This is a genomic window from Nocardioides iriomotensis (genome assembly GCF_004168035.1).
GTDB classification, from domain to species: Bacteria; Actinomycetota; Actinomycetes; order Propionibacteriales; family Nocardioidaceae; genus Nocardioides_B; species Nocardioides_B iriomotensis.
Map to the genome: position 1 here is coordinate 1 of NZ_SDPU01000011.1, position 24792 is coordinate 24792.

The window sequence follows — 24792 nt, forward strand, 5'->3', positions numbered from 1 at the left end:
ACCTCCGGGTGGGAGTGGGCCTTAGACAAGCCACATCCCATTCGGGGGTTCTCGTTCGTTCAAGCAGGCGCGCTGCTACCAACCTCGTGGCCGGGTACACCTAGCGGCCGCCGGGTCCTGCGTCGGGGGTCTTCTGCGAGATCCCCTCGGCGGGGCAGCCGTGGCCGGCTGCCCCGCCACACCACTCTCCGCTAGAAGTCCTCGTCGAACCCGACCGTGCCGGCGACGCCGACCTGGTACGCGGAGACCTTGCGCTCGAAGAAGTTCGAGAGCTCCTGGACGTCCTGGAGCTCCATGAACGCGAGCGGGTTCCTCGAGCCGTAGATCGGCTCGAGCTGGAGCCGCTCCATCCGGCGGTCGGCGACGTACTCCAGGTAGGAGCGCATGTCCGCGGTCGACAACCCGGCGACGCCTCCCCCGAGGAGGTCCTCGGCGAACTGGGCCTCCGCGTCGACGCCGTCGACCATCATCTGCCGCACCTGTCCGGCCATCGCATCGTCGAAGAGGTCCGGCTCCTCGGCCCGGACGGTGTCGACCACGTCGAACGCGAAGGCCATGTGCATCGACTCGTCGCGGAAGACCCAGTTGGTCCCGGAGGCGAGTCCGTTGAGGAAGCCGCGGGAACGCAGGAAGTAGACGTACGCGAACGCGCCGTAGAAGAACAGGCCCTCGATGACCGCGGCGAAACAGATCAGGTTGAGCAGGAACGCCCGGCGGTCCGCACGGGTCTCCAGGGCGTCGAGCTCGAACACCGAGTCGATCCAGCGGAAGCAGAAGTCGGCCTTCGCCTTGATCGACGGGATGTTGTCGACGGCCGCGAACGCCTCGTGCCGCTCGGCCTCGTCGGGGACGTAGGTGTCGAGCAGGGTCAGGTAGAACTGCACGTGCACCGCCTCCTCGAAGAGCTGGCGGGACAGGTACAGCCGGCCCTCCGGGCTGTTGACGTGCTGGTACAGGTTCAGCACCAGGTTGTTCGCGACGATGGTGTCGCCGGTCGCGAAGAACGCCACCAGCCGCGAGACGAGATGCCGCTCCGCGGCGCTGAGCCGCTGGAGGTCCTTGAGGTCGGAGTGCAGGTCGACCTCCTCGACGGTCCAGGTGTTCTTGATGGCGTCGCGGTAGCGGTCGTAGAAGTGCGGGTACCGCATCGGCCGCAGGGTGAGGTTCATCCCGGGGTCGAGCAGCATCCTTGTCGCGCTGGTGTCCGTCGCGCTGCTGGTCTCGTGCTGGTCGGTGGTCACTGGCAGGCCTCGCAGTTCTCGGGGTTCTCGAGCGAGCAGGCCAGGGCCTCGGCGTCGCTCGGGGTGGTGGTCAGGGCGAGCGGCGTCGCCGCCGTCACGCTGGTGGTCGCCTGCTGGATCCGCGTCGCGGGCCGCGAGCGCAGGTAGTACGTCGTCTTCAAGCCGGCCTTCCACGCGTGCAGGTACATCGACGACAGCTTCCCGATCGACGGCCCGGCGATGAAGAGGTTGAGCGACTGGCTCTGGTCGATGTACGGCGAGCGAGCCGCGGCCATGTCGATGAGGCTGCGCTGCGGCAGCTCCCACGCGGTGCGGAAGAGCCTCCGGACGTCCTCGGGCAGCCGGTCGATGCCCTGGACCGACCCCTCCGCGCGCTTGATCGCCTCGAGGACCTCGGCGGTCCACAGGCCCCGCTCCTTCAGCTCGCGCACGAGCGCGTTGTTGACCTGGAGGAACTCACCTGACAGCGTCTCGCGCTTGAAGAGGTTGGACACCTGCGGCTCGATGCACTCGTAGCAGCCGGCGATCGAGGCGATCGTTGCCGTGGGGGCGATCGCGACCAGCAGCGAGTTGCGCAGGCCGTGCTCGGCGATCGAGGCGCGGACGGCCTCCCAGCGCTCGCGTTGGGACGGCTCCGCCGCCCAGTGGTCGGGCTGCAGCACCCCGGCGGCCGCCCGGGTCTGGTCGAACGCCGGGTGCGCGCCGTGCCGGCGGGCGAGGTCGCTCGAGACCTCCAGCGCCGTCAGGTAGATCTCCTCCTGCACCCGGGTGGACAGCTCGCGCGCCTCGTCCGAGTCGAACGGCAGCCGCAGCGCGAAGAAGGCGTCCTGCAGTCCCATGAGGCCGAGCCCGACCGGGCGCCAGCGGGGGTTGGAGGCCGCCGACTCCTCGCTCGGGTAGTAGTTGATGTCGATCACCCGGTCGAGCAGCGGGAGCGCGGTCCGCACCGTCTCCCGCAGCTTGTCCCAGTCGACCCCCGTCGGAGTGAGGTGCTGGGCGAGGTTGATCGAACCCAGGTTGCACACCGCCGTCTCGGCGTCCGAGGAGACCTCGGTGATCTCGGTGCAGAGGTTGGACAGGTGCACCACCGGGCCGGCCGGCGCGCCCGGGACCGGGTCGCTGGTCTGGTTGCAGGTCCGGTTCGCCGCGTCCTTGAACGTCATCCAGCCGTTGCCGGTCTGGGCGAGCGTGCGCATCATCTTCCCGTAGAGGTCGCGCGCCCGGACCTGTCGCACGAACCGGCCTTCCGCCTCGGCCCGGCGGTACGCCTCGTCGAACGCCGTACCCCACAGGTCGGGCAGCTCGGGCGCCTGGTCCGGGTCGACCAGCGACCACGTCCCGTCGGCCTCGACCCTGCGCATGAACTCGTCGGGGATCCAGTTGGCGAGGTTGAGGTTGTGCGTGCGCCGCGCGTCCTCCCCCGTGTTGTCCCGCAGCTCCAGGAACTCCTCGACGTCGGGGTGCCACGGCTCGAGGTACACGCAGGCCGCACCCTTGCGCCGTCCGCCCTGGTTCACCGCCGCCACCGAGGAGTCCAGCGTGCGCAGGAACGGCACGATCCCGTTGGACTGCCCGTTCGTGCCGCGGATCAGCGCCCCGCGCGAGCGCACCCGCGAGAACGCGATGCCGATCCCGCCGGCGAACTTGGACAGCTTCGCGACCTGGCCGTACCGGGCGTAGATCGAGTCCAGGTCGTCGCGCGGGCTGTCGACGAGGTAGCACGAGGACATCTGGCTGTGCCGGGTCCCGGAGTTGAACAGGGTCGGGCTGCTCGGGAGGTAGGCCAGCGACGACATCAGCCGGTAGAACTCGATCGCCTCGACCGGGTTCCGCGCCAGGCCGCACGCCACCCGCAGCAGGAAGTACTGCGGCGTCTCCACCACGAGCCGCGTCGTCGGGTGCCGCAGCAGGTACCGGTCGTAGACCGTGCGGAGGCCGAAGTACTCGAACCGTCGATCGGCGTCGAGCTCGATCGCGAAGTCCAGCTTGCGGGCGTTGTCCTTGACGAAGCCGGCGGTCTCGTCGCCGATCAGCCCCTCGGCGTGCCCGAGCGCGACCGACTGGCTGAACGAGGCCACGCCCTGGTTGCGCACCTCCTTGTCGATGTAGCCCGACAGGAGCCGCGCCGCCAGCCGTGAGTACTGCGGCTCCTCGCCGATCATCTCGGCGGCCGTCTGGATCGACAGCCGGTCCAGCTCGGCCGTCGTCGCGCCGTCGTACAGCCCGCTGATCGTGCGGGTCGCCACCCGCATCGGGTCGACGTCGACCAGGTCGCCGCTGACCCGGTCCACGGCCCGGACGATCTTGTTCACGTCCACCGGCTCGCTGTCGCCGTTGCGCTTGCGGACCTGCATCGAGGTCCTGGTCGGTGTCTCTGTGACCGTCACTTCTCTCTCCTCGCGAGATCGGTCTCGAAGGATCCGAGGTCACGAGGGAGGACGGGAGGCACGGCCGACGCCGAGGTGCGGCGGGCCGTACGAGCCGTCGGCCCACCCACGAGGCCTCGGACCACCCCAACCGACGGGTTGGGGTGCGCTGGCAGGTCTTCGGACTCGTGGGCGCGCCTCCCGGACGGACCGGTCGACCCCTACTGACCGTCGCTTCCCAGGTCGGTGACCCAGTGCTGAATGACGGCTGTCGTTCCCACTCACCGCTGCGGGGCAGTCCCGGAGTCACACCGGGTTCCCTCTTGCCTCGACGTGCCTGGCGAGCACGCCGAACCAGCTGCATCGAGGACTATATGTAGCGCCGACCAAGAACCGTGGGACCACATCTAGTGCCGGCGTGGCGTCTCGGCGGAGGCCAGGTGAGGCGGGTCGGCGCGGGAGTACGGTGAACGTGTGCGGGGCGATCGGGTGGAGATCGTGATTGATGCGGGCGGGGAGGTCCGCACCTACGACATCGTCGCGACCAGGAACGGTCGCAGGGTCGAGATCGAAACCGGGCGCGGCCTCGTCACGGTCTCCGAGGTGACGCGGAGCGGCACTCCTGTTCGTACGGCGCGATTCATGGCGAGCAGGATTCTTGCCCTGGTGGAACACCCGGCCGCCGACGCGAACATCGCGAGGGACGTGATCGAACCGCGCGCGATCCGCTCCTCGTGATGAGCCGGCTCGAGGTGACGCGGCGCCGGATGACGGGCCCGCTGTGCGGCGGTACGACGCCCGACGCCCGGCTCAGGCGGGCACGGCGCCGGCGTGACCGGACTGGACGACCCAGCTGCTGTCCGTGACGGCCGGACCGGTCGAGTCGGTGGCGTCGGTGACCACCCGGTAGTCCGCGGTCATCGCCTGCTCGGTCACCCGGACGCGGGTGTAGCCGCGCCGGTCCGGGTTGAGGTACTTCACGTGCGGGTTGTTCGGCCGCGCCGCCTTCACCGCCGCCGCCCACCCGCAGCCGGAGCTGATCGAGGTGCCCACCAGCTCGGTCGCGAGCACCTCGGTCTCCGGCCGCGCGAAGTCCAGGCGCAGGTCGTTGACCCAGGCCGAGTGCCAGTCGCCGCTGACCACGACAGGGTTGCTCGGACGGCTTTGCTCGACGTGGGCGAGGAACCGGTTGCGGGACACGGCGTACCCGTCCCACTGGTCGTGGTTGACCGAGACGCCCGGGCCTGCGTCGTAGTCGACCTGCGCCATGATCGTCTGCTGCGCCACGACGTTCCAGGTCGCGCTGCTTCGGTCGAGGCCGTCGAACAGCCAGCGTTCTTGCGCGTCCCCCATCAGCGTGCGGCTCGGGTCGTTGACGCCCGGGTGCTGCGGCCCGCCGGGGAACGCCTCGGTCAGCTGGTCCGAGCGGTACTGGCGGGTGTCGAGGACGTGGAAGGACGCCAGCCGGCCGTAGTCGACGCGTCGGTGCAGCAGCATGTCCGGGCCGCTCGGCCGCTGCGGCCGGCGCAGCGGGAGGTGCTCGTAGTAGGCCTGGAACGCGTTGGCGCGCAGCTGGGTGAACCGGCCGATCTCGTTGCTGGCCTCGTTGTCGGGTTGGGAGACGAGGCCGGCCCAGTTGTTCTCGATCTCGTGGTCGTCGAAGGTGACGACGAACGGGAACGCGGCGTGGGCGGCCTGCAGGTCCGGTGACGTCTTGTACTTCGCGTGGTTCACCCGGAACTGTGCCAGCGTCTCGTCGTCACGGCCCTCGTAGGTGTAGTCGCCGACGTGCACGACCAGGTCGAGGTCCTCGGTGGCCATCGTCCGGTAGGCGGCGAAGCGGCCCCCGGCCCACGCCTGGCACGAGGCGAGCGCGAACGCGATCGGCGTCGTCGAGCCGACGGCGGGCGCCGTCCGAGTGCGACCGACCGGGCTGACCTCCTGGCCGGCGCGGAACCGGTACCAGTAGTCGCGGCCCGGCCGCAGCCCCGACACCTCCACGTGCACCGAGTGCCCGAGCTCCGGCGTCGCCGGCGACGCGCCGGCGCGCACGACGTCGCGGAACTCCGGGTCGCTCGCGACCTGCCACGACACCGGCAGCCGGTACGGCGGCATCCCGCCGGCGCCGTCGGGCGCGAGCGGCTCCGGCGCCAGACGCGTCCAGAGCACGACCCCGTCCGGGACCGGGTCGCCCGACGCGACACCGAGGGTGAACGGGTTGGTCGGGAAGCGCGGCTGCGCCCAGGCCGGCGCGGACGAGAAGCCGTGCATGGCGGCCGTCGCCGCACCAGCGCCGGTCAGGGTGAGGAGCTTGCGGCGGCTGAGCGGCAGTTCGGGCAGGCGGGTACGACGAGTGACCACGGGTGGCACCTCCGAGACGTGGACGGGATGCGTCCAGTCAGGCAGTCCCCGGCGACGCAACGCTGGCCGGCCGGTGACCGTGAAGTGTCGGGCGGTCGTCCATCGGGACGACGGCCCGCCCGGCGAGGTCCTGTCAGGCGTCGGAACGCTACGTGGGGCGCAAGGCTTCGAGCATGTGGTCGAGTTCTTCGACGGGGCGGCCCGGCGGCAGGGTCAGCGTGGGCACCTCGGCACCGGCGGCGTACCAGCGGTCCAGCGTGGATCGAGCATGCGCAACGTCGCCCCACAGCGTGAGGTCGTCGAGCAACCCTCGGGCCGACTCGGGCACCTCGTAGGTGCGTGCGGTCGGGTTGGCTGCGAGGACCTCCTCCACTGCGGGGCCGTGCCCGAGACGACGCAGAGTGGCGCGGTACAGCGGCCCCATGCTGACGAGGTAGAACGACACCCACCACGAGGCCACCTCGTGCGCCGTGACGGGATCGTCCGCGACGGCTGTCGGGATGCAGGGCGCGATGGTCGGGCGCGTGCGGTCCGGCGCACCGCGCGCCAGGCCCTGCTGCAGCAGCCGAGTACTCGCCTCCAGACCCGACAGCGGCAGCAGGAAGGGGTACCACCCGTCGGCGAGCTCGCCGGCGAGCTGGACGGCGCTGGGGCCGAGGGCCGCCAGGTTGATGGGGATCGGCTCCTGCGGCACGACCGCCAGCTTCAACGGCCGCATGCGTCGCTCGGTGGTCGGCTCGAGGCGGTCTCCGCTCAGCAGCCGGCGCACCTGCCGCGTCACCTCGCCGAGCCGCTGGACGGGATTCGTGAACGCGACATCGTGCAGGCCCTCCGCCAAGGGTGGGCTGCCTGCCCCGAGGCCGAGCACGAACCGGTCACCGGACACCGCGGCCAGGCTGGTGGCCAGCATCGCGATGCTGGCCGGTGTGCGTCCCCAGACGTTGATGATGCCGGTGCCGAGGGTGATGCGGCTGGTCCGGGTGGCGATCTCCGCCAGGAGCACGCCCGCGTCGTGACCCCAGCCCTCCGCCACGAAGAACGCCTCGTAACCCAGCTGTTCTGCCCGGTCGGCGAGGTGCAGCACGACCTCCCGACGGGTCTCCATGGGGGTCAGGCCGACACCGACTCGTCGAGCGGACATGTCTCGATCCTCCTTCGTGGGTCATCCCCCGCCTGGGGGATTTCGGGCGAGGTCGTCGCAGGGCGGCCCCTCCGGGAGAAGTCGCCTCAGGACATGCCGGCAAGCTCGGTCATCCGCGTCATCCCCGGCGCGGCGACGTGGCGGAGTCGTTCCTGTGCTGCGGTCAGGGCGGGAGAGCCGATGAGCTCCGGCGGGACCCGTGCCGGGTTGAGCGAGACAGCATCGGCCCAGCTCTCGATCCGCGACTCCGATCTGAACGAAGCGCGAGCGCCGAGAACCTGCTGGCGCATCCAGTCGGCCGGTTTGTTCGAGAACGGCGAGGGTGGGCACAACCGGTTCTTGAGGTCGTCATCCTCGAGCGTTGCCTCGACGAAACCGGCCAGCGCAGCGCCGAAGCAGGCGAAGCCGAGCTGGATGGGCTGCACCGTGATCGCCTCGCGGCCCCAGACCGGCACCAGTGGCCGGTACCGCAGCCCGGACGCGGCGCAGTGCACGACCACGGCGTCGCGCGCGATCGGCGCCTCGCCGTCGGTGAGCACCAACCGACCGGGCTCCACGTGCCGGATGTGGCCGAGTCTGACGACGCACTCGATGGTGCGCAGCCGATCCAGCTCCCACCGCGCGAGAGTGGGGACCTTTGCCATCGTGGGAGTCACCGACGTGTCGATCCGGAGCATCACTCCGGCGTCCTCCAGCAAGAAGAACACCTGGTCAGGGGACGAGGCGACGGCCGCCGCCTCCATGATGTCGGCCGCCGTGCCCAGGAACACGACCGGATCCGGCTGGACCACGGCTCGGTCGAGCATCCACGGCTCCCGGGGCCTCACCCAGCAGATCGCGCCCGGTTCGACGCCGTTGTCGAGAAGCCAGATGCAGGCATCGGTGGCGGTCTTCCCCGCGCCGGCGATCACGTACTGCGAGGACGCACCGCCGAGCCTGACCAGCTCGTTGACGGCCACGACGCGCTGCCCCTCCGCGGCGCCGAACGGCGCCGGTGAGTTCGCAGGTATCCGAGGAGCCAGGTAGTGGGCGTCGACCACGCGCGCTCGGCCACGGACCTCGTAACGCCTTCCGGACAGGCGTGACACGAACTGGCCCTCACCGACGTAGTCACAGTTCGGGTAGAAGCTCACCTTCCCGGACCGGAGCAGCCGCTCGTGCAGGACCCGGGCGTAGTACGCGCACAGCTCAGGCGCCGTCGCTCGCTCGGGCATCCCGGCCTCCGGCCCGTCCGGCTGGATCCGCCCTTCGCCGAGCAGGGTCGAGGCCACCCCGTAGAACGAGGAGGCCTGGTGCAGCCGGACGAACGGGTACGCGTCCAGCCAATGTCCGCCGGCTCCGTGCCGACGGTCGATCAAGATGACGCTGACGTCCGCATGGTCGATCAGTGCGTCCGTGAACGCCATCCCCGCCGCACCTGCGCCGACAACCAGATAGTCGGCTTCCAGAGTCTCGACCACGTGGTCATGCTCACCGTGCCGCAACAAGCCGGTCAACAGGCTTGAGCTCGGGCCCGTGGTCGACGCGCGCCCGCTTGCCGAGAGGACGCAGCCGGGGATCCGCCTCGGACTCGGTCCGTGCATCGTCACTCGGGAGGACAGTGCCGTGCCTTGGCGTATGAGGCTCCTCAAGCATGGAGGACCGCGTCGAGCTTCTCGAAGCTCTCGGCCCAGCCGCTGCGATGCAGCTCAAGCCTCTCCTCCGTGGCGAAGTCCCCTTGGGTCAGTGTCACGGTCGTCCTGCCACCGGAAGAGGCGAGTGACAACTCAACGACCGTCTCACGGTCGTCGGGAACCGGCTCGTCCCAACGAAAGGTGAACTCCAGCCTGGAGGGGAACTCGATGGTGATGAACTCGCCGGAGAGATGGAACGACTCGCCCTCCGGCGGCTGCATGGTGAAAAGCAAGCTGCCGCCCACCCGCAGGTCAATCTGGATCTCGGGTGTCGCGAACCCGTGCGGCCCCCACCACCTGGTCAGTCCAGCGGGCTCCGTCAGCAAGCCGAAGACCTGCTCGGCCGGGGCATCGAACACCCGCACCTGCTCCAGGACGAATCTCCGGTCGTTGCCGGTCACGCCTCAAGGGTCCACCGTCGGTGTGCTGCATTCCAGTGTCGGCCCGAAGCGCGTGTGAATTGTGTCTGGCCGGGCTGTTGGCCGCGACATCAGACCAGTTGTTTCCAGTGGCCTTCTGACACGACCTCGATCGTGCCGTCGACGACCTTGATGGCGGTCTGGTCGTCGATGGCATAGGCCGGGCCGGAGATGCCGGCGGCCCATTGCTCCGCCTCGGCCATCGTGTTGCCGGGCATGCCGTCCGAGACGAGGTGCGGGCAGATCGAGAAGTCGACGAGTCCCAGCGTGCTGTCGTCGCCGGTCGGTGGCCGCCACTGGATGAAGTCCTCCCCGACCTCGCGGGTCATCACCATGCTGCCCGCGCTCAGTCCCACCCACACCGTGTCGCTCAGCGAGGGGAGGAGGTCGGTCAGCCCGGACTCTTGCATCCAGTGGCACAGGTAGAGGACGTCTCCGCCTGCCACCAGGAGCACGTCGGTCTCCCGCACCCGCGGGACCCAGAGCCCTTGGTCGATGCTGGGCAGCGCGGTGAGCTCCAGTACGCCCATCGACCTCCAGCCCAGGTCGACCATCGGGTTCCCCGGCTGCTGTCCGCTGATGAACCGCCAGGCCCTTTCCCCGGGGCCGTTCCGGGGGTGCCCGTACATCGCGGTGGGGATGCAGAGGGCGCTGGAGTCGGCGATGGGCTTGCCCAGCATCTCGACCAGCGCGTCGCGGATGCTGGCGTTCGTGACGCCCCCGGACGTGAGAAGCAGCTTCAAGATTCCTCCCGATGTCGATCACCATGGTGGCGCGGTATGCAGACCGACGTCCGCCGCCGTACTCATCGAAGCGTGCCTGTCCTGCCGGGTGCATGACCCGGCGAAAGTCCAGGCCAGGGGTGGTAGCGGGGGCAGGATGAACTCGCGACCTCTGGGTCATGAGCGGGACTGTCCGGAACTTTGTGTTTCTGGGTCGGCGTGAGGTCCACGGGCCTCCGACGTCTCGCCTGCAGCCAGAAACCGGTCAAACCGGAAGCACGACGGCGAACCGACAGCCCGGTCCGGTGTTGGCGACGTGCACCCGGCCGTGGTGCGCCTCGACGATGCCTTTCACGATCGCGAGCCCGAGACCGGCACCGGACGAGCCGTCCCCGGCGTGGGGATCCTGCGTGCCGGGGCCGAGGAGCCCCTCGGGGGTCCGGGCGGACTCGCCGCGCCAGGCGACGTCGAAGACGTGCGGGAGGTTCTCGGAGGCGATGCCGCCACAGCCGTCGGTGACGGCCAGCTCGACCCCGTCGGGGACGCTCCGACCTCGGATCTCGACCGTGCCGTCGGCGGGAGTGTGCCGGATCGCGTTGGTGACGAGGTTGCGGACCACGCGGGTGAGGCCGGCGGGATCGGCTGTCACGACGAGCCCCTGCTCAACGGAGCCGCCCACGTGGACGCGGCCGTCCCGAGCGGCGATCTCGGCTCCGGCGATCGCCTCGCTGACCAGGTCACCGAGGGCGACGCACTCGGGCTCGAGCCGGAGCACCCCGGCGTGGATGCGCGACAGCTCGAACAGGTCATCGACCATCCGCACCATCCGGTCGACCTCGCCTCGCATCTGCCGGTGGTACCGAGCCGGTTCCTCGGCCAGACCGTCCTCGAGCGCTTCAGTCATGGCCCGGAGCCCGGCGAGGGGCGTCCGGAGGTCGTGCGCCACCCACGACACGAGGTCACGACGGGACGCGTCCGCACGCGAGGCAGCTTCACGGGCCGCCTCGAGACGATCGCTGGTGCGCGCCAGCTCGGCGGACAGCGCCTGGAACTCGGCCGGCCCGTGGGCCACGCCCGCGAAGCGCCCGACCTCACCGAACCGCCTCGTGTCTTCGCGTAGGCGACGCGAGGTGCGGACCAGGGTGTAGCCGAGGGCGGTCGCGAACGCGGTTGCGACGACCCCCGCGACGACCGAGACCCAGACGACCACCCCGAAGTCGTGGTCCGACAGGAACATCGCGCGCGCGGTGCCGACCATGCCGGCGAGCAGGGCGACGACGGCGACCACTGCGACCAGGGGCGGGATCCATCCCAGGGACCGGTGCCGGATCAGCCACCCGACCGCCAGGCCGACCACGCCGGCAGCCGTCGACCAGGCGGTCGCGATCAGCACGATCTCCAGGTGGTCCGAGCTCATGACTGCGCCTCCCACCGGTAGCCGACGCCCCACACGGTGAGGAGCCGCGTGGGGCTCGTCGGTCGGGCCTCGACCTTCTCCCGCAGTCGACGCACGTGCACCGTGACGGTCGACTGGTCCCCGAACGACCAGCCCCATACGCGGGCCAGCAGGTCTTCACGAGTGTGCACGGTCCCCGGCGCGGAGACCAGGAAGGCGAGGAGGTCGAACTCCCGGGCCGTCAGCGCGAGCTCCTTCCCGGCGAGCACCGCTGTGCGGCGCGCACTGTCGACAACGAGGTCACCGTCCTGCACGGGCTCGACCGGCAACAGGTCGCGAGGCGTTGCGCGCCGCAGCACGGAGTCGACACGGAGCACGAGCTCCCGCGGACTGAACGGCTTGGTGACGTAGTCGTCCGCGCCACGCTCCAGACCGACCACGCGGTCGGTCTCATGGCCGAGTGCCGTCAGCATGATCACGGGTACGTCGGAGCGCTCCCGCAGCCGTCGGCACACCTCGAGGCCGTCGATCCCGGGGAGCATGAGGTCGAGCACGACCAAGTCCTGCGGGCTGTCGCGGAGAAGCTTCAGCGCCGTCTCTCCGTCACCGGCCTCGGTGACCTCGTGCCCGCCGGCCCGCAGGTAGCTGACGACCACCTCACGAACGGTGTGGTCGTCGTCGACGACGAGAACGCGGCCCACGTCCCGATCCTAGGGACCGTCCGCGCCGGACGCCCGTCGCGAGCGGAGAGCGACGAGCAGTCCGACGACGACCGCGGTCGAGGTCAGGGCCAGCCACCAGGCGCCGTACGCACGATTCAGCAGGAACGGGTCGTCGACCTTCGCGCCGAAACGTCCCAGGGTCGGCAGGAGCGCCAGGGTCATCGTGCCGACAACGACGCCGACCGCCGCCACGGCGGGACGGGCCCAGGTCGGGACGAACCGTGCGGCGGCCAGACCGATCAGCACGACCGCCGGCGCCACGAGCGCGTCGTGCGCCAGCACAGCGCCGGCCATCCAGAGGCCGGCGTTCAGGAGGTCGCCGAGGTCCAGCCGCAGGAGCAGGCGGATGCCCCAGCCGAGCGCCGCGAGCCCCACGACCCCGGTGAGCAGACGCAGCGCCGTCACGACTCGACCTCGATCCTGGCCAGCCACTTGGTCTGCAGGACCCCCGGCCGCCCCGGGGCGATCAGCCGGCATGGGAAGCCGTGGTCGATGCTGAGGTCGTCCCCGTCGAGGCCGAGCGCGACGAGGGTGAGCGGGTCGTCCGACTCCGCGGGCAGCAGCGTCGAGGTCCGGAAGGGCCCGTCGGGCTGGAGCGAGGTGACGGTCACGACCGAGCCGCGGGGCGCGCCGACGAGGGCGAGCAGGTCACGGACCCGCACGCCGTCCCACTCCCCCGATGCGCTCCACCCCTCGACGCACGCGATGGGCAGCCGCGCGACCTGCCGCGGAAGCGCGCGCAGGTCCTCGCGCGAGAGGCTGGCCGTGCGCTGTCCGTGCACCACCTCGAGACGCCAACCGGGATCCGTCGACAGTACGGTCACGCCGGCCCTGCGGGCGGTCTTGTTGATCGGGATGCCACCCGAGGGCACGAAGTGGTTCTCGAAGACCGACACCCGGCGCAGCCACGGGACAGCGCTCCCGGCGACCGAGACCACGACCAGCCCGGTGGCCAGGTACGTCGTCCTGATCAGTGCCCGACGGCTGAGCCCGCCCTCCGCACGGGGCCCCGGGCCGCTCGCCGCGGGGTCGGCGCGCAGAGCGGCGCGGATGGTCGGAAGCTTCACCGCGACGTGCACCAGCAGCGACCCGATCGCCACCCAGGCGACGGCGTAGTGGGTCGACCGGAAGGAGAAGGCCCAGGGGTACCACTGCGTGGAGTTGGCGAGCCCGGTGGCCACCTGGAACAACGACGACGCGACGAGCAGCGCGATCGACGCCCGTTCCAGCCCGTGCCGAAGCAGGGCTGCACGATCCAGCCAGGGCGGCCGGGCGAAGAGCTTCGGGTAGACCGCGTACAGCTTGACCAGCAGCAGGGGCACGCAGGCGGTGCCGGCCAGGTAGTGCAGTCCCTGGCTGACCCGGTACGACCACACGGGGCGGCGCAGCGGAACGAACCACGACGGCGGATCCTGCAACGCGTGGCTGTACAGGCCGGTCAAGAACGCGACGGCGAAGCAGATGCCCAGCCACAGTCCCACCCTGGCGGCCACCTCCGGGCTGCGCAGGTGCGAACGAACGTCGGACTCGTCGGGAACCCGCACGTCACACCTTCTCGAGCACGACGAACCAACGGGCGCCGATCCGGTCGAGGAGGGTCACCGAGAAGCCCGTCAGGACGGCCAGCGAGCCGACCCGTTCCGCACCGACGAACGTCCACGGGAACGGCTCGCTGCGGCGCCCGGCGCACTCCAGGGTGACCTCGCGGGTCCGCACGCCTGCACCCGGGGCGGCGACGTCGGCGACGACACGGCCGTGAGGTGCCAGCAGCTGATGAATCCGTCGCAGCAGTCGAGCCGGATCGCCCCCGATGCCGAGGTTGCCGTCGGCCAGCAGGGCGGTGTCCCAACGGCCCTCGCCGGGCAGGGGGTCGAAGACGTCGCGCACCAGTGCACCGACGCCCCGTGCTCGGGTCTGCCGCACGGCCTCGGCGACGACGTCGATGCCGAGCACGGACCCTCCGCGCTGGGCGAGGTGCTCACTCATCCGCCCCGGGCCACAGCCGATGTCGAGCGTGGCCCCGACACAGTGCGCGAGCAGTCGGCGGTCCGACGAGCGTGCGGCGGCGCTCCATGCCGCGAGCGGGAGCCTGTGGGGTGGCCTGTCGACCCCGTCGACCCCGTGGACGAGGCACGGCTCGCCACGGAGGGCGTGCCTGTAGGCCTCCGCGAACACGGGAGTCGCCGGCAGCGCCTCGGGGCTGGTCACCGGAAGGCCAACTCTGCGACCTCGGCCGCCCACTGCCGGGAGAAGCGCAGGTGCGGCGCGGACTCCGCAACGAGAACCGCGTCCTCAGCCTCGTCCACGTCGCGAAGGGTCGGGGCATCGACCACCTGCGCGCCGGCGGAGACCAGCGCCGCCCGGGTGTCGGCTCCGGTCCGGTCGGTCGACATCGCGACCTGGGTGAGGCAACGCGCGAGTGCCGGCGTGCGGAGGGCCAGGACCCACCAGCCGCCGTCCTCGGCGGCACCGAGGACGGCGTCGGTCCGGTCGACGCGGTGTGCCACGTCCCCGAGCTCGGCGGGCGTCACCTGGGGCGTGTCCATCCCGATCTGGACGACGGCCGCCCGGGCGAGAACGCCCACGTCGCGCTGGGCGTGAGCGAGTCGGTGCCCCAACCCCTCCCCTCGCTGTCGCACGACGGACCAGCCGACGAGCAGAGACTGGAGCTCGTCGTGCCCGGGCGCCTCGCCAAGGTCACCGTCGAGGGCGAGGTAGCACCGGTCGGCACCGAAGGCGGAGGTGCACGCGTCCAGGGTGTCCGCCAGCGCTGCGGCGGCCAGGCGGGCGGCCGCGTCCGCGCCGACGTGCCGCCCGAGCCGAGTCTTCGCGCGGCCGGCAACGGGGGCCTTGGCCATCACCAGCGCGACAGGCGGGCTCATGCCAGAACCCGCGCGAAGTCTCGTGCCGCACGAATGCTCCCACGCACCGAGCCCGACACCTTGGACCTGGTTCCGGCTGCCCTTGGGTGGTAGGCAACCGGGTGCTCGCTGATGGTCCAGCCCGCTGCCGTCGCCTTCTGCAGGAGCTCGACCGGGTAGCCGAAGCGTCGGTCCTGGACGTCGAGGTCCAGCAGGTCCGCCCGGCGGGCGACCCGCATCGGGGCGATGTCGCGGACGTGGGTGCCGATCCGTCGCCGCAGCCACCAGAGCACGACGGCGTTGCCCGTTCGGGCGTGCCACGGCCAGACGCCGCGGCTCACCGGACGGCGCCGGCCCGTCGACATCGTGGCACCCCCGATCACGTCGTCGAGGAGCGGCAGCAGGTCGTCGGGGTCGAACGACCCGTCGCCGTCCATGACCGCCACGAACTCGCTCGTGGAGGCGAGAAGGCCCGCGTGCACGGCCGCGCCGTAGCCGGGTGTCGCCTCGGACACGACGGTGGCCCCCCATGCGACGGCGACCGCGGCGGTGTCGTCGCGGGAGCCGTTGTCGACGACGATCACCTGGAAGCCGGCCGGGACGCGTGGAAGGAGGCCCCGCAAGGCGGGTCCCTCGTCCCGGCACGGGAGCAGGAGGTCGCAGTCCGTCATGCACACGAACGTAGTGACGCCTGGACCCTGGGAGACCCGGTCAACTCTTACGAAAGGCTGACGTCTCAGCGGGACCGTGCTGGCCGTCCGCGATCCTCCGTACGGTGAGGCCATGTCCCAGACCGCGGATCGCGTCGCACGGCTGCGCGGCTCGGCCGTCGATCGGGCGGCTCGCCGAGGCCTGACCGTTGCCCTGGTCCTGATGGTCGCGGCGGTGCTTGTCCCCGCCCTCGCCGGGTGGAACGTCCGCGTGAACTCGTTCCCTCCGTTGCACGCCCGGTGGGACCCACGGTGGGGTGTCGGCACGGTGCCGGCGCTCGCCCTGGCGGTGCTGCTCGGGCACGGGTTCGCTGGTCGGGCACGCTCGCTCCGGTGGCGCACCCTGCTGCTTGTCACGTTCCTGGCCGGGCTGGCGTGGATGCTGTCCCTGGCGCTCGTCGACGGCATCTCCGGGGTCGGGCACATCCTGGGCACCGACTACGAGTACCTGCAGACGGCCAGGGCGACGGACGACCTGCCCGCGACGTTGCGCGAGTACGTCTCCCGCATCCGGTACGACGCCGCGCCCGACAACTGGCCCGTGCACATCGCCGGCCACCCGCCGGGCGCCCTGGTCTTCTTCGTCGCCCTCGTCCGCATCGGGCTCGGCTCGGGCCTGGCCGCCGGGGTGGTGGTGGTGCTCCTCGCCGCCACCACCGCCGTCGCGACCCTCGTGACCGTTCGGACGCTCGGCGCGGAGGACCTGGCTCGTCGCGCCGCGCCCTACCTCGTCGTCGGCCCGGCCGCGATCTGGCAGGCCGTCTCGGCCGACGCCATGTTCGCGGCGGTCGCCGCCTGGGGCCTCGCGGCGCTGGCGGCGGCCTCGACCCGACGCAGTGTCACGTGGGCGCTGCTCGCGGGACTGCTGCTCGGCTACTGCGTCATGCTCTCCTACGGTCTGCCGCTGCTGGGCGTGCTCGCCCTCGCCGTGATGTGGCTGGGTGGTTCGTGGCGCCCGCTTGTTCCTGCCGCGCTCGCCGCTCTCGGTGTGGTGGCCGTGTTCCACGCGTTCGGGTTCTCGTACGCCGAGGCCCTTCCGGCGATCCGCGACCGCTACTTCGAGGGTGTGGGCGGCAGAAGACCGGCGGCGTACTGGCTGTGGGGCGGACCCGCCGCCCTCCTCTTCGCCACGGGACCGTTGCTCGGCGCGGGTCTCGGTGCGCTGGCCGCCCAGGCCCACCGGCGGGCGGTCGGGGCGGTGGCCGCGCTCTCGGGCGCTGCCGTCGTGTCGGTGCTGCTGGCCACGGCGTCCCAGATGAGCAAGGCCGAGGTCGAGCGGATCTGGCTTCCCTTCGTGCCGTGGCTGCTCCTGTCGTGCGCGCTGCTTCCCGACCGGTGGCAACGGCCCGCGCTGGCCGCGCAGGCCGGCTTCGCCCTGCTCGTACAGCACCTGCTCTTCACCGGCTGGTGACCGGTCGGGTCTGCCGCAGCGGCGCCGAGGCGAACTCGACGAGCCCGGCGTCGGGACGCACGGCGGCTCGGAAGCCGAGCTCGGCCGCGGCTCGCTCCGGCGAGGCGACGACGTGCCGGACGTCGCCGGGACGGTAGCCACCGGTGACGACGGGCGACAGGTCGGCGCCGGTCCCCCGCGCGACGAGGCCGGCGACGTCGGCGATGCTCACGGGCGTGCCCGAGCAGACGTTGAACGCGCGAACGTCGCCGGGTGCGTCGGCGGCGACGGCCTCCACGGCCAGCAGGTTGGCGGCCGCCACGTCCGAGACGTGCACGAAGTCACGCATCTGGCCACCGTCCTCGAACACCTGGGGCGCTGTGCCCGCCTCGACCTGCGACCGGAAGATCGCGGCGACCCCGGAGTAGGGCGTGTCCTGCGGCATGTGCGGCCCGTAGACGTTGTGGTATCGCAGGGCGATGACCGACCCCCCGGCCTGCCTGGCCCAGGCCCGCGCGAAGTGCTCCTGGGCCAGCTTGCTGGCGGCATAGCTGCTCCGTGGGTCGAGGTCCGCGTCCTCGGGAACGAGGGCCCACTCCAGGTCACGCCCGCAGGTCGGACACGGGCACTCGAACCGCCCCGCCTCGAGATCCGCCACCGCGCGGGCGGCCGGTCGCTGGAGATCGTGGTCGGGGCACCGGTAGCGGCCCTCGCCGTACACCACCATCGAGGACGCCAGCACCAGCCGCCGGACCCCCGCCGCGCTCATGCCGGCCAGCAGCGCCGCCGTCCCCAGGTCGTTGTGGCCGGCGTACAGCGGCATGTCGGCCGAGGTGACCCCGGCGCCGACCATCGCGGCCTGGTGACAGACCACGTCGACGCCACGCAACAGCTCGGCCCACGTTGCGCCGTCCGCCGCGTCCCGGACGTCGAGCCGGTGCACGTTCGCGGCAGCAGTCGCGTCGACCGGATGCGCCTGGGGAATCAGCGCGTCGACGAGCACCATCTCGTGCCCGGCGGCCGCCCCAGCCTCCCCCACGGCGCCGCCGACGAAGCCGGCCGCGCCGGTGAGGAGGATCCTCATGACCGTCCTGGCACGTCGTAGGGGAGGTCGATGTCGTCCGCCCAGGCGGCACACCCGCACCCGCCGTCGGGAACCGTCGCGATCGCGCGGGCCAACAGGGTCTTGAGCCGCTCGATGTTGCGGTCGAACATCGCGAAGACCTCGGCCTGACCGACTCCCGCTCCTGCATCGATGCCCGCGTCCATGTCGGTCACGACAGCGATCGGCGCGTAGCAGAGCAGGAGCTCCCTGGCGAGCACGGCCTCGGGATGCCCCGTCATGTTGATCAAGGTCCAGCCCTGGGCGGCGTAGTGCTGGGACTCCGCGCGCGTCGAGAAGCGAGGCCCTTCGACCACCACCATCGTCCCGCCGCGGCTCACCCCGTCCTGCCCCGCCAGCGCGGAGGAGAGCACCGGGCAGTACGGATCGGCGAACGGGACGTGCGCGGCGCCCTTCTCCACGAAGGTCTGCGTCCGCCCCCACGTACGGTCGACCAGCTGGTCGGGAACCACCAGGTCACCCGGGGCGACCTCGGGCCGGAGACCCCCGACCGCGCAGGGCGCCACGACCCGACGTACGCCGAGCGACGCCAACGCCCACAGGTTCGCCCGGTAGTTGATTCGGTGCGGGGGCTGCGCGTGCTCACGGCCGTGCCGCGGCAGGAACGCGACGCGCTTCCCGCCCGCCTCCCCGACGGTGACCGGCGCCGAGGGTTCGCCGTACGGCGTTTCCACCTCGAGCTCGTCCGTGTCGTCGAGGAAGGAGTAGAAGCCGGACCCGCCGATCACGGCGATCTCGGCGGTCTTGGCTGCCATGACGCAAGTCTGTCAGTCCAGGCGGTCCAGCCGTGTTGGCGCGCGCGTCGGCGACGGTCGCTGAGGCGGTCAGGTGGAGCCAGCTGCGCGGGGTGCACCTCTTTCGGTCAACCAGGCCTCCAGCACGCGGTGTCCACCCGCGGCGGCGTGGGCGGCGTACGTCGCGAGCTGCCCGAGGTGCTCGTGGTTGGCGGTCCCGTGCTGGTTCTCGATGACTACCCGGACCTCCCCGTCGGCGTCCACTCCGTTGGCTCGACCTCGTCGGCACTGAGTGGAAGGGCCAGAACGTCGAGCGCGAAGGTGCCAACAACGCGTTGCGGCGAATGACTCTCTTGGTCTCGATGTCCGTGGGAGGTTATCGGGAGCCGAGTCGGGCGAGCTCGTCGAGCTCCGCCGGGGTCCCGAGGGCGATGAGCACAGCACCGGGAGGCACCACCATGGTGGATGGTGGATGAGGCTCGAACGGCTGGCCGGCTCCGCGGCGGACGGCGAGCAGAAGAGCACCGGTGCTCTCCTCGACGCGGAGCTCGCTCAGGGAATGACCCACCAGGCGGGAGCCGTCATCGACGCGAACCTGCTGGATCCTGAAGTCGAGGTCCTCATCGTGCATGACGACGTCGAGGAACTCCGCGACATCCGGCTGGAGCGCGAAGGCTGCCATCCGTCGACCCCCGATGCGTTGTGGGTTGATCGCCCGGCTTGCCCCGGCGAGCAGCATCTTTGCCTTGGCCTCGGCAGTCCGCGCCCGAGAGATGATCACCAGCTCGGGTCGGATCGCGCGAGCCGAGAGGGTGACGTAGACGGTGTCGGTGTCCGTGTCGAGAGCGGCGATCAAGGCTCGGGCTCTCTCGATCCCCGCATCACGAAGGACTGCGTCGTCGGTGACGTCACCACACACATGGTGCATGAGTCCGTGGCCGAGCTGCTCGAGACGGCCGGCGTCGCTGTCGACGACCACGACTGGGTGTCCGCTGGCAGCCAGGAACTCCGCGGCTGCGCGACCGACCCGCCCGAAACCGCAGATGATGACGTGCCCATTCAGCGCTGCGATGTGCTTGTCCATGCGTTGTCTCTCCAGGTACACGCGGAGGTGCCCCTCGGTGACCGCCTCGAGGATGACACCGAGGTTATAGAGAACGGTGCCGACGCCCAGGACGATCAGCACCATTGTGAACACCTGACCAGCAGCTGAGAGTGGGCGCACCTCCCGGAAGCCAACGGTGGCGACGGTCGTGACCGTCTGGTACAGCGCCTCCAGGAGCGTGAACCCGAGCAGCAGGTAACCCACAGTGCCGAAGATCGTTACGACGGCCAGTGCGAGCAGGGCCCTCTCGATACGTCGGACGCTCTCCACGTGCTCAGCAAATCGCATCGGGACGGGACAGGCCACGGACCTTGGACCCGCGCTGAAAGGCTCACGCCACGCTCCCGCTTCCCACCTTGGGGTTCGACGAAGCCGAGCCAACGAACATTCGTCGGATTTCGCGCGCGAGATTGAAAGCGTCGTCTAGCCAGCGCGGAACGTACACATCGTGCAGGTCGAGTTGGCGAGCCAACGACTCCCGGGTCGCGATCCGCTCCATCTCCGCTTCGCGGAGGAATGATGCGGGTGAATTGGCGAGGTACGCGGCTAGTACGGCGGGCCGATCCAGCGTCGCGCGTACGACGCCGGATCGGCGAGCGGCTAGCGTGGACGGATGACCGATGACAGTTCTGACCAGCAGCCGTGGCCGACGCACTGCGAGTTCTGCGGCACGAAGCTCGCACACGGCGTCATCGACTTCGACGAGACCAACGAGAAGCGTGCCGAGCTGAATCCCGGCGAAATGGTCGCGGTGGACTACTGCCCCAACCTCAACTGTCCAGCAGCGCAGTCGGGTGAGTCGTAGCCGTCAGATCTGACGCGCAGAACGTTGAGAAAACCAACGCTCCTTCTGGCCGTCATACTCGCCGCACCGGGAAGACAACCGCTGCGCGGAGTGTAGAGATTGAGCAGAACGCACTTCGTGTTACGAAGGGCAAATGGGGTGAGGCCTCTCTACGGGCACGAGAACCCGTCATCGGCTCAGGACGTGATCGAACGGCTACTGATCCAAATCGGGCTGCGCGCTCTCGAACTCGCCGACTGCGCTGCGAACATGGACATCCCAACGCCAGGTGAACTCGACGACAGTAAACTCATCGCCTTGCCGCCGACGATCTCGTGACGCCTGCCACTCCTACGCCTGCGCGCGGCCCTGAGCACTATTCGGCCGGCCGCTGCGACGCGTGCCACGACCCGTCGGAAAATCCGGGAGATCGGCCGCCCCGACGCGGCGAAGTGACGCATGTCGGTTCGGACCTTGTTTACGCAATGAGACGGTCCGGCTCACAGCGTCCCGGGACCCGTTGATGCGAATCATCCGACGACACGCAGGCTTGGATGCCTCACGCAGACCTCCGACTGTCCGGAGCCGCCGCGGCGTTCTAGGTTCGACATCATGAGCACAGTTCTCGAGCGCCTCATCGAGGCACAGAATGCCCACGACGCCGCACTCTTCGCCTCCCACTTCACCGACGACTATCAGAGCGATCAACCCGCACATCCCGGACGCCGCTTTTCGGGACGAGCCCAGGTCCACGAGAACTGGTCCTCGGTCTTTGCTGGTGTCCCGGACTTCCGGGCTGACCTCTTGGCAACGTGTCGCGACCAGGACACGGAGTGGGGCGAGGTCTACTGGCGGGGCCACCACACCGATGGTTCAGGTTTCGCCATGTGTGGGGTCATCATCGCCACCATCCGCGATGACCGGATCGCCGCAGCGCGGCTCTACGTCGAGCCTGTCGAGGACACCGGCGAGGACATCGACGCCGCGGTCGACCAGCTATACCGGCCGCCTTCCCAGGACTCCTGATCGACGCCCGAAGCGCACGGGCTTCAGTACCGATCAACGCTGCGCCGCCCTGGTCATCCATCCGAATGCAAAAGGCCAACCCGGGGCCGCCAGGCGCATTGGCCAGACACCCTTGGGGACAGACGCTGACCGCGTACCCGCCGACTGGCGGCGGACAACGATGCGCTCTTCGCGGCGGATTGACGCACGTGCTGAGCCGAAGTCTCCCAGGCCCTGTGTCCTGTGAGGATCGGTTTACGGCTGACTTCCAGCGCATCGAAGCGGGAACTAATGTCAGCGCACCTTCACCGAGACGGCATCCAGAAAGAATGTGCATTGGTCGCCGTTGTATCTGTCGACGTTCGCGACCACTCGAACCAGGTCATCCAGGACTAGGTTCGCGGCATTGTTGGCGCCAGTTAGCTTGAACATCGGGCCAGTCGCGGACAGCGAACCCTTGTCTCCCGGGGAGACGCTGTACTCACGCCCGAACTTGGCTGAGACGCTTCCTTGGAACTTGATCATGCGCCCTTGAAACTCGTCCGCGAAGCTCGCGATCCGAGGTGAGCAATAGTCGGAGACCTTGAGGACCTTGGCCAGATCCTTGCTGTTCCTGGTCGTCAGCACTGCAGGTTCCTCGGTCGGTTCCTCGGTCGGTTCCTCGGTCGGTTCCTCGGTCGGTTCCTCGGTCGGTTCCTCGGTCGGCTCCTCGGTCGGCTCCTCGGTCGGCTCCTCGGTCGGCTCGGCTGAGGCGTCGTTAGCGCAGGCTCGGTCGACGGTCACGCGGGGCGCGGAAGAGATCTCGTCCCCCGTAGCGGGCTCCTGCTCACAGACGGTCCAGTTTGACTCGTCGATGACCCCGAAGATCCCGCCACCAAGAACCTCAACGTCGTCCTCGAAACCGGCGCGCTCCACGTCGCTTAGTGCCACATCGAGTTTCTTCCCGACTACATCGGGCATGACGGGATCACTGCCCGAGCACCCGCCGAGCGTCAGAGTGATGGCGAACATGGTGGACGTGACAAGTAGCCGGCGCATTGAGGCTCTTTCCCGAGTTCGAGTGAAGTGGGCGCTGAGGCGATACGCGTGCGCCCTTGCGAACGCCAGGACGTCCAATCCAAACAGGCCCAGCGCTGTAGATTTTGGCATGGGAACTTGGTGGCTGTCCTGGTTCTCGCCACTCGGTCCGTAGCGGCGGCAGTCTCGCGGCGGTAAAACGCGCTGTTGGCTGCCGTCGGGTCCGTCCCAAGTCGCCGTTCGTGTGCCGCACGTTCGTCGTGCCGTCGGCACGGCTCAAGCGGTCGATCTGCCCATACCGCACCGTGACCCTGACGGCCGTGGCCATGACCCCGGTCGGTGCTCTTGCTCGTCGTGGCCGCGCTGGCTCAGATCGGGGGGCGTGCGTGGTGAGGCGGGCCGTGCGCGAGAATCGGGGATGGCCGTGGGCGGGCGCCGAGGTGATCGCGCTGGGCCTCTATGGTTCGCCGCCACCGGCCCGACGCCAACTTCGGGGCGGATCCTCGCCGCTGTACCTGCATCGGCGCGGTAGCGGTGATCATGTACTCACCGCGCTCGAGTTGATCGTCGATGGGAGGTGCCGTGTCTGATCAGGACCCGAAGAACGTTGTCCGTCAGCTCATCGACGAGGTGATGAACCGCGGCAACCTCAGCGTCCTTGAAGATCTGTACTCGCCCCGACTTGCTCCGGCGGCGCACCGGTGGGTCGAACCGTTCCTGGCCTCGTTCACCGACGTACGAATGCGGATCGTCGAGCTCGTCGCCGAGGGCGAGACAGTCGTGGGCAGGTTCGCATGTTCGGGAACGCACACCGGGACCTGGCTGGGGCACCCGGCTACCGGACGGCGCTTCACGGACGTGGCGGAGGTGTACTTCTTCCGTGTCGTCGACGGGCGAATCGTTCGCGCGTGGGGCTTGGAAGACACGGCGGACCGCGTGCGTCAACTAGGCCTGCACCGCACATGAGGCGAGGAGCGGCCAGGCGCGGCTGACGTTCACGCAGGTCCCTTACGGGCATCAGGAGCTGCCTTCTTCTGCGACCTGAACGTGCGCCGGATGGCGGCGGTTTGACGCAGACCCTGTGCTGGGGCTCCACGGCGGGGCCGATGGTTTCGTGGGGCACGCCTTGGCCTCAGTCAGAGGACGGCCAGGGAGGGTCCTCGCCGGTTCGGCCATCAACGGCCTCGCGCAGGATGTCCGCGTGCCCGGTATGCCGGCCGTACTCCTCGACCAGGTCCATCAGCACCCGCCGGACGTTAGGTCGGCTCCCGTCCGGCCACGTGAAGGCCGATGGAGCACCCAGACCTCCGCGCGCCTCGATCACCGCGACCGCGGAACGGGAGCGGCCGACCGAGGTGTCCCAGAATTCGTAGAGCTCCTCGGGACTGTCGTTCGCGGCCGAGTCGAACTCCCAGTCGTCGCCCTCGGTTTCCCACACCGACAGGTCCCACGGCGCAGGCATCGGCTCGCCGAGGATCTTGACCTGAAAGCAGTAGTCCTCCTGGACGGCAAGGTGTTTGAGCAGTCCGCCGAGGCTGAGCGACGATGCGGCAGTGCGCGCGGCCAGGCCCGCAGTATCAAGGTCGGCGCATTTCCAGCGGAAAGTTGCGCGCAACCGGTCCAGCGCTCCGAGAAAGGCGCCGGTTTCGTCGCCTGCCAGCGGCGGTTCCCATGGAGGGTCGGTCATGATGCGACGCTACTTGGTGCCGCCGACACTTGGCCTAGCCGTTGCGCGACGGACAAAATTTGGTGCGACGTCTCCGAACCGGTCCCTTGGCAAGAGCTGGTGCTCTTCGTCCGCCAGAACCGACGAGATCGCGTGTCCAGTGCGATTGCGGACAAGCGGTTGGCCGACAACTCGCCGCCTCTCAAACGCCGCCGGGCTCAGAATCAGCTGGGGCTCTCGGTGCAAGCTGCCGCTACATCGGAGCCCGGAACGCCGAGTCGCGGCGGTATGACGCTCCTTCAGCTTTCCTGCAAGGCGCGGCGCCAGGGGCTTCCTCGGGGGCGTTACGACGCGGC

25 protein-coding genes and 1 riboswitch are annotated in these 24792 nt (G+C 69.9%); of the genes, 6 read left to right on the forward strand and 19 right to left on the reverse strand.

The features are described from left to right. Window positions 1–191: 191 nt before the first annotated feature. Window positions 192–1241 carry a ribonucleotide-diphosphate reductase subunit beta gene (locus ETU37_RS03675; RefSeq protein ID WP_240755532.1) on the reverse strand — a complete coding sequence of 350 codons (1050 nt, stop codon included), beginning with the start codon at window positions 1239–1241 and terminating at the stop codon, window positions 192–194. Next, window positions 1238–3628, reverse strand: coding sequence for a ribonucleoside-diphosphate reductase subunit alpha (locus ETU37_RS03680; protein WP_206053699.1), 2391 nt, complete (start codon window positions 3626–3628; stop codon window positions 1238–1240). The genes ETU37_RS03675 and ETU37_RS03680 overlap by 4 nt, the downstream gene beginning before the upstream one ends. Before the next feature lie 133 nt (window positions 3629–3761). Next, window positions 3762–3981: riboswitch (cobalamin riboswitch) on the reverse strand. Between the two features lie 115 nt (window positions 3982–4096). Here ETU37_RS03680 and ETU37_RS03685 point away from each other — a divergent pair. Beyond that, complete coding sequence (locus ETU37_RS03685) at window positions 4097–4345, forward strand: hypothetical protein (RefSeq protein ID WP_240755533.1); 249 nt, start codon at window positions 4097–4099, stop codon at window positions 4343–4345. A 72-nt stretch (window positions 4346–4417) separates the two neighbouring features. Here the strand turns inward: ETU37_RS03685 and ETU37_RS03690 are convergent, their stop codons facing one another. From ETU37_RS03690 to ETU37_RS03745, 12 genes are all read right to left on the reverse strand, one after another. Beyond that, on the reverse strand, window positions 4418–5968 hold the full coding sequence (locus ETU37_RS03690; RefSeq protein ID WP_206053700.1) for an alkaline phosphatase D family protein: 1551 nt from the start codon (window positions 5966–5968) through the stop codon (window positions 4418–4420). Window positions 5969–6116: 148 nt separating this feature from the next. Next, window positions 6117–7109 carry an LLM class flavin-dependent oxidoreductase gene (locus ETU37_RS03695; RefSeq protein WP_129985536.1) on the reverse strand — a complete coding sequence of 331 codons (993 nt, stop codon included), beginning with the start codon at window positions 7107–7109 and terminating at the stop codon, window positions 6117–6119. Window positions 7110–7195: 86 nt separating this feature from the next. Then, window positions 7196–8569: an NAD(P)-binding protein gene (locus ETU37_RS03700; RefSeq protein ID WP_206053701.1), complete on the reverse strand. Its 1374-nt coding sequence runs from the start codon at window positions 8567–8569 to the stop codon at window positions 7196–7198. A 167-nt stretch (window positions 8570–8736) separates the two neighbouring features. Next, the gene (locus ETU37_RS03705) at window positions 8737–9183 is read right to left on the reverse strand and encodes an SRPBCC family protein (protein ID WP_129985537.1); all 447 of its coding nucleotides are present in this window, start codon (window positions 9181–9183) and stop codon (window positions 8737–8739) included. 89 nt (window positions 9184–9272) lie between these two features. Further along, window positions 9273–9944 carry a Type 1 glutamine amidotransferase-like domain-containing protein gene (locus tag ETU37_RS03710; protein WP_129985538.1) on the reverse strand — a complete coding sequence of 224 codons (672 nt, stop codon included), beginning with the start codon at window positions 9942–9944 and terminating at the stop codon, window positions 9273–9275. Between the two features lie 244 nt (window positions 9945–10188). Further along, complete coding sequence (locus ETU37_RS03715; RefSeq protein ID WP_129985539.1) at window positions 10189–11340, reverse strand: sensor histidine kinase; 1152 nt, start codon at window positions 11338–11340, stop codon at window positions 10189–10191. Then, window positions 11337–12020, reverse strand: a complete 684-nt coding sequence (locus ETU37_RS03720) for a response regulator transcription factor (protein ID WP_129985540.1) — start codon at window positions 12018–12020, stop codon at window positions 11337–11339. Before ETU37_RS03720 ends, ETU37_RS03715 begins: the two co-directional genes overlap by 4 nt. A 9-nt stretch (window positions 12021–12029) precedes the next feature. Beyond that, window positions 12030–12446 carry a hypothetical protein gene (locus ETU37_RS03725; protein WP_129985541.1) on the reverse strand — a complete coding sequence of 139 codons (417 nt, stop codon included), beginning with the start codon at window positions 12444–12446 and terminating at the stop codon, window positions 12030–12032. After that, window positions 12443–13585, reverse strand: coding sequence for a molybdopterin-dependent oxidoreductase (locus ETU37_RS03730; RefSeq protein ID WP_129985542.1), 1143 nt, complete (start codon window positions 13583–13585; stop codon window positions 12443–12445). Before ETU37_RS03730 ends, ETU37_RS03725 begins: the two co-directional genes overlap by 4 nt. Before the next feature lies 1 nt (window position 13586). After that, window positions 13587–14282 (reverse strand): class I SAM-dependent DNA methyltransferase, encoded by a 696-nt coding sequence (locus tag ETU37_RS03735; RefSeq protein WP_338068600.1) that lies wholly within the window; start codon window positions 14280–14282, stop codon window positions 13587–13589. Then, entirely contained in the window at window positions 14246–14923 is a 678-nt protein-coding gene (locus tag ETU37_RS03740) for a TIGR04282 family arsenosugar biosynthesis glycosyltransferase (protein ID WP_129985544.1), read from the reverse strand. The genes ETU37_RS03735 and ETU37_RS03740 overlap by 37 nt, the downstream gene beginning before the upstream one ends. Further along, window positions 14920–15573 (reverse strand): glycosyltransferase family 2 protein, encoded by a 654-nt coding sequence (locus tag ETU37_RS03745; RefSeq protein WP_129985545.1) that lies wholly within the window; start codon window positions 15571–15573, stop codon window positions 14920–14922. The genes ETU37_RS03740 and ETU37_RS03745 overlap by 4 nt, the downstream gene beginning before the upstream one ends. A gap of 112 nt (window positions 15574–15685) precedes the next feature. Between ETU37_RS03745 and ETU37_RS03750 the strand changes: the two genes are divergently transcribed. After that, window positions 15686–17023 carry a hypothetical protein gene (locus ETU37_RS03750; RefSeq protein WP_129985546.1) on the forward strand — a complete coding sequence of 446 codons (1338 nt, stop codon included), beginning with the start codon at window positions 15686–15688 and terminating at the stop codon, window positions 17021–17023. Here ETU37_RS03750 and ETU37_RS03755 read toward each other — a convergent pair. From ETU37_RS03755 to ETU37_RS03765, 3 genes are all read right to left on the reverse strand, one after another. Continuing rightward, on the reverse strand, window positions 17010–18086 hold the full coding sequence (locus ETU37_RS03755; protein ID WP_129985547.1) for an NAD-dependent epimerase/dehydratase family protein: 1077 nt from the start codon (window positions 18084–18086) through the stop codon (window positions 17010–17012). The two genes, ETU37_RS03750 and ETU37_RS03755, sit on opposite strands and share 14 nt — an antisense overlap. After that, window positions 18083–18880 carry an S-methyl-5'-thioadenosine phosphorylase gene (locus tag ETU37_RS03760; RefSeq protein WP_129985548.1) on the reverse strand — a complete coding sequence of 266 codons (798 nt, stop codon included), beginning with the start codon at window positions 18878–18880 and terminating at the stop codon, window positions 18083–18085. The genes ETU37_RS03755 and ETU37_RS03760 overlap by 4 nt, the downstream gene beginning before the upstream one ends. A 355-nt stretch (window positions 18881–19235) precedes the next feature. Then, window positions 19236–20234 carry a potassium channel family protein gene (locus tag ETU37_RS03765; RefSeq protein ID WP_206053702.1) on the reverse strand — a complete coding sequence of 333 codons (999 nt, stop codon included), beginning with the start codon at window positions 20232–20234 and terminating at the stop codon, window positions 19236–19238. A 343-nt stretch (window positions 20235–20577) separates the two neighbouring features. On the opposite strand from ETU37_RS03765, the gene ETU37_RS03770 reads away from it, so the two are divergent. From ETU37_RS03770 to ETU37_RS03780, 3 genes are all read left to right on the forward strand, one after another. Continuing rightward, window positions 20578–20769 (forward strand): hypothetical protein, encoded by a 192-nt coding sequence (locus ETU37_RS03770; RefSeq protein WP_129985549.1) that lies wholly within the window; start codon window positions 20578–20580, stop codon window positions 20767–20769. A 138-nt stretch (window positions 20770–20907) separates the two neighbouring features. Beyond that, on the forward strand, window positions 20908–21087 hold the full coding sequence (locus ETU37_RS23410) for a hypothetical protein (protein ID WP_206053703.1): 180 nt from the start codon (window positions 20908–20910) through the stop codon (window positions 21085–21087). A 273-nt stretch (window positions 21088–21360) separates the two neighbouring features. After that, the gene (locus ETU37_RS03780; protein WP_129985550.1) at window positions 21361–21774 is read left to right on the forward strand and encodes a nuclear transport factor 2 family protein; all 414 of its coding nucleotides are present in this window, start codon (window positions 21361–21363) and stop codon (window positions 21772–21774) included. 273 nt (window positions 21775–22047) lie between these two features. On the opposite strand, the gene ETU37_RS03785 is transcribed toward ETU37_RS03780, so the two are convergent. Continuing rightward, the gene (locus tag ETU37_RS03785) at window positions 22048–22764 is read right to left on the reverse strand and encodes a DUF4839 domain-containing protein (protein ID WP_129985551.1); all 717 of its coding nucleotides are present in this window, start codon (window positions 22762–22764) and stop codon (window positions 22048–22050) included. 588 nt (window positions 22765–23352) lie between these two features. Between ETU37_RS03785 and ETU37_RS03795 the strand changes: the two genes are divergently transcribed. After that, window positions 23353–23736, forward strand: coding sequence for an ester cyclase (locus ETU37_RS03795; RefSeq protein ID WP_240755534.1), 384 nt, complete (start codon window positions 23353–23355; stop codon window positions 23734–23736). A gap of 166 nt (window positions 23737–23902) precedes the next feature. Here ETU37_RS03795 and ETU37_RS03800 read toward each other — a convergent pair whose 3' ends face one another. Then, complete coding sequence (locus ETU37_RS03800; RefSeq protein ID WP_129985553.1) at window positions 23903–24457, reverse strand: DinB family protein; 555 nt, start codon at window positions 24455–24457, stop codon at window positions 23903–23905. Window positions 24458–24792 lie beyond the last annotated feature (335 nt).